Origin of the sequence: Rhizobium sp. X9, assembly GCF_018873185.1 — a bacterium.
In the GTDB taxonomy this organism is placed as follows: Bacteria; Pseudomonadota; Alphaproteobacteria; order Rhizobiales; family Rhizobiaceae; genus Agrobacterium; species Agrobacterium oryzihabitans.
Genome location: NZ_CP071311.1, coordinates 2,129,203 through 2,144,906 on the forward strand (window position 1 = coordinate 2,129,203; position 15,704 = coordinate 2,144,906).

General features: G+C 59.3%; 13 protein-coding genes. 4 read left to right on the top strand and 9 right to left on the bottom strand.

The window, feature by feature from the left end; all coding sequences use genetic code 11:
• Nucleotides 1-123 precede the first annotated feature (123 nt).
• On the top strand, nt 124-1,818 hold the full coding sequence (gene ade / locus JZY08_RS10455) for an adenine deaminase (protein ID WP_216330092.1): 1,695 nt from the start codon (nt 124-126) through the stop codon (nt 1,816-1,818).
• Nucleotides 1,819-2,126: 308 nt separating this feature from the next.
• Here the strand turns inward: ade and aac(6') are convergent, their stop codons facing one another.
• Together aac(6') and JZY08_RS10465 are read right to left on the bottom strand one after the other, a co-directional pair.
• Entirely contained in the window at nt 2,127-2,585 is a 459-nt protein-coding gene (gene aac(6'), locus JZY08_RS10460; RefSeq protein WP_216330093.1) for an aminoglycoside 6'-N-acetyltransferase, read from the bottom strand.
• A complete protein-coding gene (locus JZY08_RS10465) occupies nt 2,582-4,246 on the bottom strand; it encodes an alpha-glucosidase family protein (protein ID WP_216330094.1) in 1,665 nt (554 codons plus the stop codon). Before JZY08_RS10465 ends, aac(6') begins: the two co-directional genes overlap by 4 nt.
• A 155-nt stretch (nt 4,247-4,401) precedes the next feature.
• Here JZY08_RS10465 and JZY08_RS10470 point away from each other — a divergent pair, with 155 nt between their 5' ends.
• Together JZY08_RS10470 and JZY08_RS10475 are read left to right on the top strand one after the other, a co-directional pair.
• Nucleotides 4,402-5,322, top strand: a complete 921-nt coding sequence (locus JZY08_RS10470) for a sugar kinase (RefSeq protein ID WP_216331546.1) — start codon at nt 4,402-4,404, stop codon at nt 5,320-5,322.
• Nucleotides 5,323-5,708: 386 nt separating this feature from the next.
• Complete coding sequence (locus tag JZY08_RS10475; protein WP_216330095.1) at nt 5,709-6,758, top strand: bifunctional monoglucosyl/glucuronosyl diacylglycerol synthase; 1,050 nt, start codon at nt 5,709-5,711, stop codon at nt 6,756-6,758.
• A gap of 202 nt (nt 6,759-6,960) precedes the next feature.
• Here JZY08_RS10475 and JZY08_RS10480 read toward each other — a convergent pair whose 3' ends face one another.
• From JZY08_RS10480 to JZY08_RS10500, 5 genes are all read right to left on the bottom strand, one after another.
• Nucleotides 6,961-7,572, bottom strand: a complete 612-nt coding sequence (locus JZY08_RS10480; protein WP_164056479.1) for a hypothetical protein — start codon at nt 7,570-7,572, stop codon at nt 6,961-6,963.
• Nucleotides 7,573-7,693: 121 nt separating this feature from the next.
• Complete coding sequence (locus JZY08_RS10485) at nt 7,694-8,302, bottom strand: DUF2026 family protein (protein WP_216330096.1); 609 nt, start codon at nt 8,300-8,302, stop codon at nt 7,694-7,696.
• Nucleotides 8,303-8,498: 196 nt separating this feature from the next.
• Entirely contained in the window at nt 8,499-9,929 is a 1,431-nt protein-coding gene (gene der / locus JZY08_RS10490) for a ribosome biogenesis GTPase Der (RefSeq protein WP_003494480.1), read from the bottom strand.
• 133 nt (nt 9,930-10,062) lie between these two features.
• Nucleotides 10,063-10,734, bottom strand: coding sequence for a tetratricopeptide repeat protein (locus JZY08_RS10495; RefSeq protein ID WP_216330097.1), 672 nt, complete (start codon nt 10,732-10,734; stop codon nt 10,063-10,065).
• Between the two features lie 155 nt (nt 10,735-10,889).
• Nucleotides 10,890-11,474: an NnrU family protein gene (locus JZY08_RS10500; RefSeq protein ID WP_137038071.1), complete on the bottom strand. Its 585-nt coding sequence runs from the start codon at nt 11,472-11,474 to the stop codon at nt 10,890-10,892.
• 149 nt (nt 11,475-11,623) lie between these two features.
• Here JZY08_RS10500 and JZY08_RS10505 point away from each other — a divergent pair, with 149 nt between their 5' ends.
• Nucleotides 11,624-12,607 carry a polysaccharide deacetylase family protein gene (locus JZY08_RS10505; RefSeq protein WP_137038072.1) on the top strand — a complete coding sequence of 328 codons (984 nt, stop codon included), beginning with the start codon at nt 11,624-11,626 and terminating at the stop codon, nt 12,605-12,607.
• 208 nt (nt 12,608-12,815) lie between these two features.
• Here JZY08_RS10505 and sbmA read toward each other — a convergent pair whose 3' ends face one another.
• Together sbmA and JZY08_RS10515 are read right to left on the bottom strand one after the other, a co-directional pair.
• On the bottom strand, nt 12,816-14,093 hold the full coding sequence (gene sbmA, locus JZY08_RS10510) for a peptide antibiotic transporter SbmA (RefSeq protein WP_003494470.1): 1,278 nt from the start codon (nt 14,091-14,093) through the stop codon (nt 12,816-12,818).
• Nucleotides 14,094-14,269: 176 nt separating this feature from the next.
• Entirely contained in the window at nt 14,270-15,460 is a 1,191-nt protein-coding gene (locus tag JZY08_RS10515; protein ID WP_216330098.1) for an MFS transporter, read from the bottom strand.
• Between the last annotated feature and the right edge of the window lie 244 nt (nt 15,461-15,704).

The following is a 15,704-nucleotide window of genomic DNA, read 5'->3' on the forward strand; positions in this document are numbered from 1 at the left end:
TTTTTTACTCCCGTTATATTTAAAACACAAAGAATTAACATGAATAACTCAAGAAACAACCCAAGAATGTAAATACTGTAAATTCTCGCATACGACGTAAACCAGGAGCCGAAGAAAACCCGCATGAATTCGAAACTTGAAACGCGCATCGATCAAGGTACAGGCCGTGAACCGGCAGATATGGTCCTAAAAGGCGGACGATTCTTCGATCTCGTGACGGGAGAACTAGTTGCCTCTGATATCGCCATCTGCGGCGATACCATCGTTGGAACCAGCGAAAGCTATAATGGCCGCCGGGAAATCGATATTTCCGGAAAAATCGTCGTTCCGGGCTTCATCGATACGCATCTTCATATCGAATCATCGCTCGTCACCCCGCACGAATTCGACCGCTGCGTCTTGCCCTATGGCGTCACCACGGCCATCTGCGACCCGCATGAGATCGCCAACGTACTCGGCGAGGAAGGGCTTCAGTTCTTCCTCGACAGCGCCATGGAAACCATCATGGACATCCGGGTGCAGCTCTCCTCCTGCGTGCCCGCAACGCATCTGGAAACCTCCGGCGCCGATCTGCCGATCGAAAAACTGCTGCCGTTTCGCAATCATCCGAAGGTCATCGGGCTTGCCGAATTCATGAATTTTCCCGGCGTCATCCACAAGGACCCGGTATGCATGGCGAAGCTGGAAGCCTTTCAGGGCCAGCATATAGACGGGCATGCGCCGCTTCTGTCCGGAACGGCGCTGAACGGCTATCTTGCCGCCGGCATCCGCACCGAACATGAATGCACGAGCGCTGCCGAGGCGCTGGAGAAAATCCGCAAGGGCATGCATATTCTGGTGCGCGAAGGCTCGGTCTCGAAAGACCTTCATGCCCTGATGCCAATCATCACCGAGCGCCTTTCCCCTTATCTTGCGCTCTGCACGGATGACCGCAACCCGCTCGATATCGCCGAACAGGGCCATCTCGATTATATGATCCGAACGGCCATCGCCAGTGGCGTGGAACCGCTCGCCATCTACCGTGCCGCCTCGATTTCCGCCGCGAAGGCCTTCGGCCTGCGCGATCGTGGTCTCATCGCTCCCGGCTGGCGCGCCGACCTCGTGGTGATCGACAGCCTGCAGAACTGCAAGGCCGGCATGGTGCTTTCCGGCGGCCGTATCGTCGATGACGCCCTGTTTGCCACCCGCAAGCCGGTCGCGCCCGTTGGCCTCGACAGCGTCAAGGCAAGACCGGTGCTGGCCTCCCATTTCGGCGTACCGGTTACAGAAGGCCAGACCCCGGTCATGGGTGTGCTTCCCGGCAAGATCATCACCGAACATCGCCGCTATGTTCTACCGACGGACGGCAACCAGACGACCGTCGATCTCGAGAACGATATCATCAAGGTCGCCGTCATCGAGCGCCACGGCAAGAATGGCAACCACGCCAACGGCTTCGTGCAGGGCTTCGGCCTGAAAAAAGGCGCCATCGCCTCCACCGTCGGCCATGACAGCCACAATATCTGCGTTGTCGGCGTGAACGAGGACGACATGGCGCTGGCCGCCAACCGGCTCGGTGAAATCAAGGGCGGTTTTGTGGTGGTCGAAGACGGCGAGGTAACCGGCGAAATCCCGCTTCCCGTCGCCGGCCTGATGAGCCTCGAACCTTACGAAACGGTGCGCGATACGCTTCACACCCTGCGCAAGGCCGCCTATGCGCTCGGCACGACGCTGGAGGAACCCTTCCTGCAGGTTGCCTTCCTGCCCCTGCCGGTCATCCCGCATCTCAAGATTTCAGACATGGGCATGGTGGATGTGGATCGGTTTGCGCTGATCTGACGATGAAGCTTATCGGCCGGAAGCAGCGGAATACGCCTGATCTAGGTATCTAAGGCGGCGAGAGCAGACTTAGGTTTTCGTTTCTACGGGCCAGGTCACGTAATAATATTTGCCCGCGACCCTGCCAAAATAGGCGTGATTTCCCGTTGCCTTGTCGACATAGCTGCCACTTCCGTCCGATGCAAATTCCCGGAATGAGCATAAAAGAGCCGGAGTGACCTCACGGACAACGTTGGCGTGAAAACACCCGTTCAGGCAACGCGAAGCGGAAAGATTGCTAAAATGGCTGGCTTAAAAGCATCGACAAGTTATGACCCCGATGGCAGCAGCTTGCGGAAGTAAACCACCCGTTCGGTCTCCTCAAACCCCAGCGCCGCATGCATGCGGTGTGAATCGACATTGGCGATATCGGCATCGGAGGCAAGCTCGCTTACACCCTTGCCGACCGCCCAGCGGGTCACCTCGGCGATCAACGCGGCGGCGACGCCCTGGCCGCGAAAGGCCCCCTCCACATAGACGCCTTCAAGAAAGGCCACGGGCGAGGTGTCGCATCCGTTGACATAATCCTGTCGCAGGCTGACGTCGGCAAAACCGATGGCCACTCCGGCCAGATTATAGGCAATAAATCCGGCCTCGTTGTCGGAGAGGTCCTGCAATTCTTCGCTGTGTTCGGCAGGCGAGGCATCGGGCCATAAGCGGTGCCGCAGGAGGGACCAATCGTCCAACGATGCCGCGTCGGCTGCCTTGATGACGAATTGCCCGCTCATGCGACGACCCCGCAAAACACATCCAGCGCCTCAAGCTTCACGATACCGGCGTCGAACAACGGCTCGAAGCCCGGCATCGGCAGGATATCGGTGACCCGCATGCCCTTCGGCACCGGAAACTCTATCGCCTCGCGGGTCAGGTTGAAGACGAAGAGCAGTTTTTCATCACCCTTGTGGCGCGTGAAGGCCAGCACGTCGAGGTTGGTCTTGATGAAATTCATATCGCCGTCGCGCAGGGCACCATGGGTTTTGCGGAAGGACAAGACCGCGCGGTAGTGGTTCAGAACCGAGTCGGACTTCCGCTCCTGTGCATCCGCCGCCTGCATGGCGTGGGCATAGGGCACCGGCAACCACGGCTTTTCAGCGCTCGAAAAACCGGCATTCGGTTTACCGGTCTCCCACACCATCGGCGTGCGGCACCCGTCGCGGCCTTTGAAGGCGGGCCAGAAACGAATGCCGTAGGGGTCGCGCAAATCCTCGAAGGCGAGTTCAGCCTCCGTCAGACCCAGCTCCTCCCCCTGATAAAGACATATGGAGCCGCGCAGGCTGACAAGAACGCAGATGGCGAGCTTCCCAACCCGGGTCTGCTCCTCCGTGCCTTCAGAAAAACGGCTGAGGTGGCGCACCACATCGTGGTTGGAAAAGGCCCAGCACACCCATCCATCCGTCACCACCTTGCCGAAAGTCTCGACCGAGCCGCGCAGGTGTTTTGCGTTGAAATCCGGCCCCAGGAGATCGAAAGTATAGCACATGTTGAGCTTGTCGTTGCCGGACGTATAGGCCGCAACCGTCTTCAGCGATCGCGCGCCGTCTCCCACCTCGCCCACGGTGGCGCGGCCCTCATATTCATCGAGAAGCGCGCGGAAGCGCTGGAGAAACGCCACGTTTTCCGGCCGCGTCTTGTCGTAGAGATGATCCTGCATGCCATAGGGATTGACGTCGGATGCGTCGAGACCAAAACTCTCTTCGTCGAAAAGCGGCGGGTTGTCGCGCAAAAGCCTGTCGTGGAAATAGTGATTGACGGTATCGAGACGAAAACCGTCTACGCCGCGATCAAGCCAGAACCGTACGGTTTCCAGAAGGGCATCCTGAACATCCGGATTGTGGAAATTGAGGTCCGGCTGCGAGGCGAGAAAGCTGTGCATGTAATATTGCTTGCGCACGCCATCCCATTCCCAGGCCGGCCCACCGAACACGGAAAGCCAGTTGGTGGGTGCGGTCCCATCCGGCTTGGGGTTGGCCCAGACATACCAGTCGGCCTTGCTGTTGCTGCGGCTTGCACGGCTGTCCACGAACCAGGGATGCTGGTCGGATGTGTGCGAGATCACCTGGTCGATGATGACCTTCAACCCCAGCCGATGCGCCTCGGCCATCAGCGCATCGAAATCCGAAAGCGTGCCGAACATCGGATCGACATTGCAATAATCTGAAACGTCATAACCCATGTCGGCCATGGGCGAGGTGAAGAAAGGCGAGAGCCAGATGGCGTCTACGCCGAGCGAGGCAATATAGGACAGCCGCTTCGTCACCCCGGCAAGATCACCGTATCCGTCGCCCGTGGTGTCCTGAAAGGATCGTGGATAGACCTGATAGATCACCGCTCCCCTCCACCAGTCCGATTGCGCTTGGGATTTGTGGACCGGGGCATGGGTTTTCGGCATGAGCGATCTCCTGGTGAGGGTTGGCGCGAGAATATAAAGCAGCTGCCCTTGCGTAAACCGGAACTTCGCAAATGCCCAAAATCACCTCGAAGCGGGCTTGTCAGGCACCGCCTGTCGTCGTAATCCCGAAGATGCAGCAAGAGGAGGACGATGGCGTGGGCGGACGGTTTCTGTCGATTGGCGAATGCATGGTGGAACTGTCGCAGGCCGGAAACGGGCTTCTGCGCAAGGGTTTTGCTGGCGATACCTTCAATACGGCCTGGTATGCGCGTGCCTGCCTGCCGGAAGACTGGTCCGTGGATTATTTCACAGCGCTCGGCGACGATCCTCTTTCGGAAGACATGCTGGCCTTCATCGCGGACGCCGGCATCGGCACGGAAAAAATCCGCCGCATCAAGGGTGGCACCCCCGGTCTCTACCTGATCAACCTCAAAGATGGTGAGCGCACCTTCAGCTACTGGCGCAACGCCGCTGCCGCAAGACAGCTTGCCGCCGATGCGGATCACCTGCGCAGGACGGTGGAAAGCGCCGACGTCATCTATTTCTCCGGCATCACGCTTGCCATTCTCTCCTCGCCCCACGATGTCGATACCTTCCTGGCCGAACTGCGCCGGGCGAAAGCCGCCGGCAAACCCGTGGTCTTCGACCCGAACATCCGCCCGCGCCTCTGGTCCGACAAGGATGCGATGCTGGAGACGATCACCAACGGCGCGCGCGCCGCAACGCTGGTCATGCCGAGCTTTGACGATGAAGCCAGCCACTTCGGCGACGGCGCCGTGGAAGTGACCATCGACCGCTACCGCGCGCTCGGCGTCGCCAATGTCGTCGTCAAGGACGGCGCAAAGGGCGCGACGCTCGATTTCGGCGGCAGCCGCAGCCATGCGCCGGCCGTGGAGGCCGTGGAAGTGGTGGACACGACGAGCGCGGGTGACAGCTTCAACGGCGCGTTCCTCGCCCGTTATGTGACGGGCAGCTCACCGCAAGAGGCGGCCGTCTTTGCCGCAAGAGCGGCCGCAACCGTCATCGGCCACCACGGCGCGCTGATCAGCCCCGAGCTTCTTCCGCTGGTGGGATAACGTTCAGCCAAACTGAGCGAACGCCGATTTTCGGGGGTGGGCTACCCCGCGCTCCCTCATTCCTGTGCTTGTCACAGGAATCCAGCCGACGCGCGTCTGCGCGGCGAGAGGAGTGTTTTCAGCCCAAGGACTTGGCCCGGCTGGATCTCTGTGACAGGCACAGGGATGAGGACAAAAGAGAACATTGCGGACAACCGCAAGCTTCAAATATACCGCGCTGAAGCCAATAACTACGTCACCCGCCGTGTGCCTTGAAACTACACACAGAGGCCGCTTCTCTACCCTCATTCACCCTGACATGATCCTGTAACACGCACGCCGCATATACGGGCGGAAGCCGGGTGGTGGGGAATCGCCCGTGCGCAGATGAGCAGGATCAGTGTTTCATGACGAGAATCACGATTGTCACAGATGCCTGGCACCCGCAGGTCAACGGCGTGGTTCGCTCGATAGAAAACACCAATACCGAACTTGCGCGGCTGGGCGTGGATGTGCGCATGGTCACGCCGCAGAGCTTTTACAGCATCCCCTGCCCGACCTATCCGGAAATCCGCCTGTCGGTCGCAGGCTATCGCCGTGTCGCGGCGGAGATTGAAAAGAGCCAGCCCTCCTTCGTGCATATCGCCACCGAAGGGCCGCTGGGTTTCATGGCGCGGCGCTGGTGCGTGAAGAACCACATGCGTTTTTCCACCAGCTATCACACCCGCTTTCCCGAATATGTGGCGGCGCGCTTCCCCGTCCCGGAAAGCTGGCTTTATGCTTTCGTGCGCTGGTTCCACAATGGCGGCAACACCTGCATGGTGGCCACCCCGAGCCTTGAGACAGAGCTGGAAGCCCGTGGCGTCAAGAACCTGAAGCGCTGGAGCCGCGGCATCGATGCCGAACTGTTTCATCCCCGCCCGAAATCCACGCTGCCTTTTGATCTGCCGAGACCGATCTTCATGACGGTCGGACGCGTGGCTGTGGAAAAGAACCTGCCGGATTTCCTCGAGCTCGACCTGCCCGGATCGAAGGTCGTCATCGGCGATGGCCCTGCCCGCCACGAATTGCAGGAAAAATATCCCAGCGTGCTGTTTACCGGCGTCAAGACCGGCGAAGAGCTGGCCGATGCCTATGCGCAGGCCGATGTTTTCGTTTTCCCCTCAAAGACCGATACATTCGGCAACACCATTCTCGAAGCGCTGGCGAGCGGCGTGCCGGTGGCCGCCTTTCCGGTGACCGGCCCGATCGATATTCTCGGCGGCAACCCTGCCGCCGGCGCGCTGGACAATAATCTTCGCGATGCCTGTCTTGCAGCACTCAATTGCTCGCCGGAGGAGGCACTGGCGCTTTCCAGAAGCTACAGCTGGGAGAAGGCGTCACGGCAATTCCTCGACAATGTCATCCACGCCGCCGGAAAATCGCTGCCGCTCCTGTCGCGTTCGCAGCTTGCCTGACACGAATACGCGTCGATCCCCGACATTTTATCGGCGGACGGTAGACGAAACGGAGCGGCGGTGTCACAAGACGGTCAGGACGCGACCGCCGTTATCTATAGAACGGGGTCGGGCTGCTGATTGACGTCAGGCGGCTGCCGCGAGGACACGCTGGCCGTCCTGTTTCCTGATGATACCTAGCCATACCCTTCGAAACGCCGCTTCAGGGCAAGGGAAGAAGCTCTTTTTGTTGGGCTGCGCTCCAATGATTAATCTTCTCGACAATGTCCTTGGCAGCCATCGGCAAGGCACTGTTGGGTATGACAACCACCGTTCCGTGGAAAACCAGCACCAGACTGTCCGGCGGCGTGATTGCGAGATGATAGCGTGCCCAGCTCAGCTGCACGGTATCCAGTCGTGTGACCTGCTTGTAGCCGTCAGGTCCGATCTCGATCTGCGAGTGAGGCGAATACATTCGCTCATTTGCGATATTCCAGTGCGCCAGAACCTCGTAATAGGATTTCGCTTCCCTTTTTGCGCCCTGCCAGATGATGTACCAGATGACAAGAGCCACAAACGGCGCGGGTGCGAAGACCCAATAACCGACAACCGGCCAGACGCCCGGGAACCACGGCAGGCTCATGGAATAGATAAATCCGGCGGCCAGTCCCGCAAACAATGACAGCTTGACCCTTGCCGAGGCAAAGTGGCGAGCCCAGGCCTTGTCGAAAATCATGCTGTAATTTTCATAGGCCTGATTTTGGTAGCCGTAGACATAGGCGGGGACATGTTTCGGGTCGGGCGTGAAGCTAATTGAAATGGTGTCATCGGCCATAGGAGCACATCAATCCCGTCGCTGTTGAAGCTCAGTCTTGTAGCAACGATTGCCCTTATAAATCAAAAAGCCTTTTGCTGCCAAAACCTTCTGGGTCGAGCTCGCGCGGCGTAGCTTGCGTTCACCATGCTCCGGTGAGCATTTGGCCGGAAAGCGGCACCGTCCGCGCCTTGCCGTCCCGATCCTTCACCGAAAGCGATGCGGCCATCTGTTTTGGCGATTTGCGGAACCAGTTGGCGGCAACGCTTGCCATATCGCCGATCATCGCCTGTCTGTGCCAGTCGGCGAAGCGCTTGGCCGTGGCTTCAGGCTCGGAGCGGTAGAAGAAATCGCCGGATTGCCCGAGATCGTTGATGGATGCCGACATTGCCGACAGAGGACGCTGAAACATTTTCGCCGGCACCGAAAGGGCATCGGACCCTTGTGAAAAAGCGGGCGCCATGAAGTCGATCGCCCATCCATCCGCCTCCACCCAGCAATGGAAATTCTCGCCCGCACCCGTCACATAACCGTCTTCGCGGTGATCGGCGAAAAGCAGGACCGTACCGCCCAGATTATAGGCGGCGAGCCCGCCCTTCGGCACGGCCTTGACCTTGTAATGCTGCTGCAGGATGAACGCGCCAAAGGTGCTGAAATACATGGAGGCCGAAGCGGGATCGGCATTCTGGCTGACGAGCAGGCTGTTGATGACCCGGTAAATCCGGTGATAGTCCGTCTGCTTGATCAGCATGGTTTTAACTCTTCAAAACAAGGCGTTGGATGAGCGCCCGCCGCTTGTTTCTTCTCCCCGAGGGGGAGAAGTCCGCGGCAGCGGTATGAGGGGGCGAGGCCAGCGATATGCGGAGAGCTTGCCCCATCATCCGACCCTTCGGGCCACCTTCTCCCCGATGGGGAGAAGAAATACGCAGCGACCCTTCACGTCAAAATCAACGCCTCTTCTTCGCCTTGCTCTCGAACGGATTATCCGAGCCACGATAATGCACGCGGATCGGCACGCCCGGCATGTCGAAATCCTTGCGCAGTCCGTTGACCAGGTAACGCGTATAGCTTTCCGGAATGGCTTCCGGCCTTGTGCAGGAAATCATGAAGGCCGGCGGGCGGGCCTTTACCTGCGTCATGTACTTCAGCTTGAGACGGCGGCCGGAGACGGCCGGCGGCGGATGCTGCGTCGTCTGCGAATCCAGCCAGCGGTTCAGCTTGGCAGTCGAGATACGGCGGTTCCAGATCTTGTCCGTATCGATGATGTTCTGCATCAGCCGGTCTAGGCCGTAGCCCGTCTGACCGGAAATCGGAACGGCACGGATGCCGCGCGCCTGCGGCAGAAGCCGCTCGGTTTTTTCGCGCAGATCGGCAAGAAATGCCTGCGGGTCTTCAACCAGATCCCATTTGTTGAAGGCGAGCACGGCGGCGCGGCCTTCGCGGATCACGAGGTCGACCAGCTGCAGATCCTGCTTTTCGAAGGGGATGGTGCTGTCGAACACGATCACCACCGTTTCCGCAAAGCGGATGGAGCGCAGCGAATCCGCCACCGAAAGCTTTTCCAGCTTCTCTGTCACCCTGGCCTTGCGGCGCATGCCGGCCGTATCGAACATCTTGATGGTGCGGCCACGCCAGTCCCACTCGACGGAGATACTGTCGCGGGTAATGCCGGCTTCCGGGCCGGTCAGCAGGCGGTCTTCGCCAAGGAAACGGTTGATGAGCGTGGACTTGCCCGCATTCGGCCGGCCGATGATGGCGACGCGCAGCGGCTTGGTCTCGTCATAGACGGGCTCTTCGTCTTCCTCTTCCTCGCTGCCGGGCTCAGGGCGCGGAAGAACGATATCGGTTTCCGCCTCGTCCACCTCAGGCGGGAAAGCGACATCTTCACCGATCGCCTCGACGATGGCGTCGCGCAGGTCGATCATGCCCTGGCCGTGTTCGGCAGAGATGGCGCAGGGGTCGCCGAGACCCAGCGTGAAGGCGTCGTAGAAGCCCGCATCCGAACCGCGCGCCTCTGACTTGTTGGCCACCAGAACCACCGGCCGGCCGCGACGGCGCAGCATTTCCGCCAGCGTTTCATCGGCCGGCGTCAGGCCTGCCTTGGCGTCAACGACGAAAAGCGTGACATCGGCTTCGTCAATCGCCGCTTCCGTCTGCGCCCACATGCGGCCCTGAAGCGTTTCCGGCCCGGATTGCTCCAGACCGGCGGTATCGATGATGGTGAAGCGAAGATCGACAAGTTTCGCCTCGCCGGGGCGGCGGTCACGGGTCACGCCCGGCGTGTCGTCCACCAAGGCGAGCTTCTTTCCGACCAGACGGTTGAAAAGCGTGGACTTGCCGACATTGGGGCGCCCGACTATGGCGACGGTGAAGCTCATTGATCTTTGTTCCTTGAAGCAAGTCTGCCCAAAACGTTACCTGTTTTGGGCAAAAGACATGCGTAAAATAAAGAGTTAGATCGCTTTGGCAATGCGGAGAAATGCCGGGGCGATCTCACGTGGCGAAGCGGCGTTAAGCAGCTTTGCCTGAAGCGGTGATGTTGTCGAGCATGATCTGCGCGCGGTTCGTCACGTTGCGCGGTGCCTGCGCATCGCCGACGATCTGCTCGAACCATTGTTTGGCCTTGACGAAATCGCCGGCCTTGTAAGCGGCAAGACCGAGCGCCTCGCGGGCGGACGCACGCATGGTCTGGCCTTCGGCGCTGAGCGGTTCGGCCAAGGCGACGACCTGATCATAGGTGCCGTTGTCGACCAGGAGCCACGCCGCACGCACCTTGGCAGTATCGCGGAAGACCTGGGGTGCGGAGGTATCATTGCCGATGGCGGTGAAGGCGGCGATGGCGCCGGCCGCATCACCCTTCTGCGACAGCAGCGTGGCGGAACGGAACTTCGCCAGAACAGGATAATTGCCGTGGCCGGACGTTTCGAGATCGGCAAAGGCCTTCAGCGCATCGTCCGTCTTGTTTTCCGAAGCGAGCTTCAGCGCCGCAAGGAATTGGTCGCCGGAATTGGAAGCGCGGCTGGTGTTCCAGTATTCGTAGATGCCGGCGCAGGCAGCGCCCACAACCACGAGAATGGCGGCGCCAACGACCACGATACCGTAACGGCCCCAGAAGCGCGACAGCTGCTCGGAACGGATCTGCTCGTTCACTTCGCGGATAAAGGTATCATTCTCGTTTGCCATCAAATTCTCCGTTACCCGCGCGGAGATCGTCACCGATCTATCCGTCCGCGGACATACCAAGCCGCTTACCCGGGCAAGCAAAAGCGAAGTCGACCGGGTCATGGTCGGCCTTCTAGCCTATTTTGCCTGATATGTAAGGGGGAAACGTCGATTTCCTACATGGCGATCGGCTGAACGCCGATCAACCATTCGTGCAGTTTCAGGATGAAAGCCCCCCAGAGAACGATGCCGCCGACAACGGCCACCAGATCATACCGGCTCGAAACGAAGTCCCGCACCACTTTTTCTCCCGCCCTTTCCCGACGCTTCAGCGAAATCCGCATCACAACGCCCCAGGCGAGGAACGACGCAAAGAGGAGGATCGAAGAGGTCTCGCCATTGGCCAGGAGATGGGCGAGCGCCCAGATCTTGACCGCAAGAATGAGCGGATGCTTGGTTTTAGTGGCAATGTGGCCAGCCGGTATGAGGCTGGCGATAAGACAGATCATCGCGGGCAGCATCAGGGTCACGGCGAGATGGCTCGTCCAGACCGGCGGCGACCAGAGCATGCCGGTCTCCTGCCGCGCCTCGCCAAAGGCATAGATGACGAGACCGAGCGTAACGAGGCTCGCAAGAGAATACAGGCCCTTGAAAGGCCCCTCTCCCAACTTTGCGATCATCCGCGCGCGAAATTGCGGCGCAAACACCTTCAGAAGATGCGTCAGGAAAAACAGGGCAAGACAGATTACGAGAAAGAGCATGGAACGTGGTCCCCCGATGGAACGAAAGCGGCGCTGTCACCGCGACGCAGAAACGAATTAGGCTGAAAGACGTAAAAAAGCCAGTTTATTCAAAGCTTCGCCTTATTCCACCCGCAAAAGGCCATGGTGTTTCATATGACGGATGACTGATGTATCGCCCCTTTGCCGCCTTTTCCCTGTCGCTCTGCCTTGCCCTTCCCGCTTTTGCCGAAAATGCGGAGAAGCCGAAGCAGCTCGTCATCGTCTCCTTCGACGGCGCGGGCGATAATACGCTGTGGGAAAGAAGCCGCGCGACGGCGAAGGAGGTCGGCGCGCATTTCACCTATTTCCTCGCCTGCACGCTGGTGATGGACCGCAAGACCAGCGCCAAGACCTATCAGGGCCCCGGCCAGAAGGCCGGCCGCTCCAATGTCGGCTTCGGCCAGTCGCAGGAGGAGGTGGAAGCCCGGCTCAGAAACATCTGGGCGGCCTATCGCGAAGGCCACGAAATCGGCAACCACACCTGCGGCCATTTCGATGGCGGCCAATGGAGCGCCGAGCAATGGGACGGCGAATTCACCACCTTCACCAGCACGCTGGAAAACGCCTGGCAGATGATCGGCAAGAAGGGTGAGGAACCTGAGGGCTGGCGCGACATGGTGAAAAAGATCCACGGTTTTCGCGCGCCCTATCTCTCACAGGGGCCGGCGCTGACCGCCGCGCAGAAAAAGCACGGTTTCGTTTATGACGCCACGAGCGTCACCAAGGGGCCGGAATGGCCGGTGGAGCGCGACGGCATCCAGCATTTCGGCCTGCCGCTCATACCCGAAGGTCCCGGCAACCGCCCGATCATCGCCATGGACTATAATCTCTTCATCCGCCACTCCATCGGCGTCGAGACGCCGGACCGGGCGCAGGAATTCGAGGAACGCGCCTATACGGCCTTCCGCAACGCTTTCGACAGGCAATATAATGGCGAACGCATCCCCTTGCAGATGGGCTTCCATTTCGTGAAAATGAACGGCGGCGCATACTGGAACGCCTATGAAAGGCTGCTGCGCGAAGTCTGCCGGAAAGACGATGTCGCCTGCGTGAGTTATGCGCAGGCCATGCCGATGATCGAGGCGCGCAGGAAACAGAAAACTGAGGGCTGAAAGCTCTCGTCATACAAAAAATGGCGACCGGTCGGCCGCCATGAGTTTGATGACAATCCCCTCTCCAAACTGGACGTCATCCTCGGGCTCCACCCGAGGATCCATGCTTTCAATCGACTGCGGATCCTCGTCTCAAGGCGAGGATGACGCAGGAAATTTTGCATATTAACTAGAATTAAAAAGGCGGCCAATCGGCCGCCTTTTTTCGTCAGGGTTTGTTGGCCGCCATCTCTCCGGCTTCCGCTTCCCGCTGCAGATAGCGCTCGTCGATATCCGGCAGGGGCTGATCTTCGATCGCGGATTCGAACGCAACCAGACGTTTGCGGATCGAAAGAAGCTCGATGATCGTAGACCAGGAACTTACCAGATACTGGAAGCTGTCGCTGACCTGTCCAAAGGCGGTGGCAATCTGCTGCCAGATGCCCATCGTGATCTTGGCTGCCACGATGGTGGGGATGAGCATGAATGTCAGAATAAGGGCATCAAGTTGGCCGAACGTGTAGCGGGCAACGTTGAAATAGAGATAGTGGAAATACATGCGGAAGTAATTTTTGCGCACATTCGCAAAGAGTTCCCGCATGGTCGGTGGCTGAGCACGGTCTTCATGGTCCTCACCATAGACCAGTTCCTTACGAAAAGCCGCCTCGACACGCTGGTTGCGGAATTGCAGCCCCGGCAGCTTCATGCCGACCACGGCGAGCAGCACCGTGCCGAAAACAGACCACAACAGCGCAAGCCAGAAAAGCGAATGCGGAATTGCGCCGAGGAGGGGTAGCTCCGTGACATGCGCTGACATCTGAAACAGAAGAGGCAAGAACACGACCAGCGTCATGACCGAGTTGATCAGGACGACACCGAGCCCCTCGACAATCGAGGCAAATCGCATCGTATCTTCCTGCACACGCTGCGAGGCACCTTCAATATGACGCAGCTTCTCCCACTTCGACAGGTAGAAATCATTCATCGCGGTGCGCCACCGGAACACATAGTGGCTGGTGAAAAAGGCGGTGATGACGTTCATCGCCACGCCAACCATACCGATTTCGAGAAAACGCAACTGAAGTGAATAGAACTGCGACGCTGTGATGCCGGGCTGGCTCTCCAGCGCACGCTGGAACAGGTCGAAGAAAGGACCACGCCAGTTATTTATCGCAACAGAAACCTGAACGGCGAAATAGGCGATGAAAATGATGAACGCCGAACCCCAGATCGACCAGTTTTTCCACGGATGATCTCTGGCAATGATTTGCCAGGTGACGCCGAATATCGCCACGAAGACCGTAAAATAGAGGTAGAACCAGACGTTATCGCGGGAGAAGAAATATGCGATGCCAAGCGGCGCGGTTTCCCCGGGCGCCAGAGGTGGCATTCCGAGAGCAGCACCCATTTGCGGTCCAACGCTGTACCACACCGCGATACAGACGACTGTCCACAGCGCAGCCGAGGTAAAAAACAATTTCGGTTTTGGGAAAAAGGAATGAAACACGTTTTGAACTCACGCGCGTTTGAAGTCAGCCATTATTGGCGAAGCACTTGTTGGCCCGAACCTAGGGCAGAAATTTGTGCACAGCAACGGAGAAGCGACGACCTTAACAAGATGTAAGGCGCAGATGGCGCCGCAATCCCCGCAAAATACCGTGAATCAGGCCCCGGCGAGGATGCTTAGCGTTGCCGCTCCGTGGCGAGAACCGGCAGCATCAAAAGAATGCTGGCGACAAGCACGGCGGATGCGAGAATGCTTGGCGCGGTAAAACTTCCCGTCACTTCGGCAATCCAGCCGGCGGCGAGTGGCCCGACGATCTGCCCCGTACCGAAGGCCGCCGTCATCAGCGCGAAGGCGCGGCGCGGGCTTGGCCCTGCAAATTCCCGGCCGAGCTGCAGGCCATAGGCGGTAATGACCATGAAGGTCAGCCCCAGAAGCAAGCCGCCCGCCAGCACACCCGGCACCGGCGGCAACATGACGGACGCAAAAACGCCTGCGGCCTCCAGGGCAAGAACGATCACGAAGGCACGCTTCAGCCCCTGCGACTTCAAAACCGGCTTCCAGAGGAAAAGCGAGACGGCGGCGGCGCAGCCCGTGACGAACCAGGCCAGAAACTCCACGAAAGCACCGGCGGCGGCCATGCGGGCAATCGCGACGATGAAGGTGGCGGTGATGACATAACCGAAGCCGAACAGCCCATAGGCAAGCGTCGTCAGAAAGAGCGGCTTCGTCCATTTGAGCGGCGGCTCCGCCAGCGAAGAGGCATGCCGGGGAGGCCCTGCGGGCAGCACCCGCCAGACAAGAAGGAATGTCGCGAAGGAAAAGACGGCGCCTGCGATCCACTCCTGTCGCCAGGAAGCGCCGCCGCCATCAAAAACGACGCCGATGAGATAGACCACGAGCGAGGAAATTGCGATGCCGGCACCGACACCGCCATAGTGCAGCGCCTGAATATGGTCCTTGCCCGCCTTCATGGCATGGCCGATGACGATCTGCGACGTGAAGATCATGGTCAGCGCACTGGCGACACCGGCCAGGAACCGGATGACGGTAAAGGCCGCAACGGAGTTGAAGGCGGCCATGGCAAGCAGCAGCGTGGCCGTGGAAAACAGGCCGCAAAGCGCGACCAGCCTTTCCCGTCCCGAGCCCCACGAATAGGCGGCGAGAACCGCACCCGCCAGATAACCGGCGAAATTCCCCGCCGCGACGATACCCGCATCGCCCGCGGAAAGCGGAACATCCGCCATCATGCCGGGAAGAATGGGGGTAAAGGAAAAGCGGCCGAAGCCCATGGCGGACGCCATCATCAAGGCGCCGGCGAAACCGAGCGCAGTCAGATGTTTCGGGGAAAGTGGCTTGTCGATGCTCATGCTTGGCTTATCGCAACCGGGCGGATAAGCGACAAGCGAGTTATTTTGATCGGCGTTATAAGCGGTCTTTATTGGGACGAGATGCAAGAACCCTGTCGCCTGCGCATCCTCATCCACCCTCATTCCTGTGCCCGTCACAGGAATCCCGCCGACGCGCGTCTGCGCGGCGAGAGGGGTCTTTTCAGCCCAAGGACTTGGGCTGGCTAGATTCCTGTGACAAGCACAGGAATGAGGGTGAAGAAAC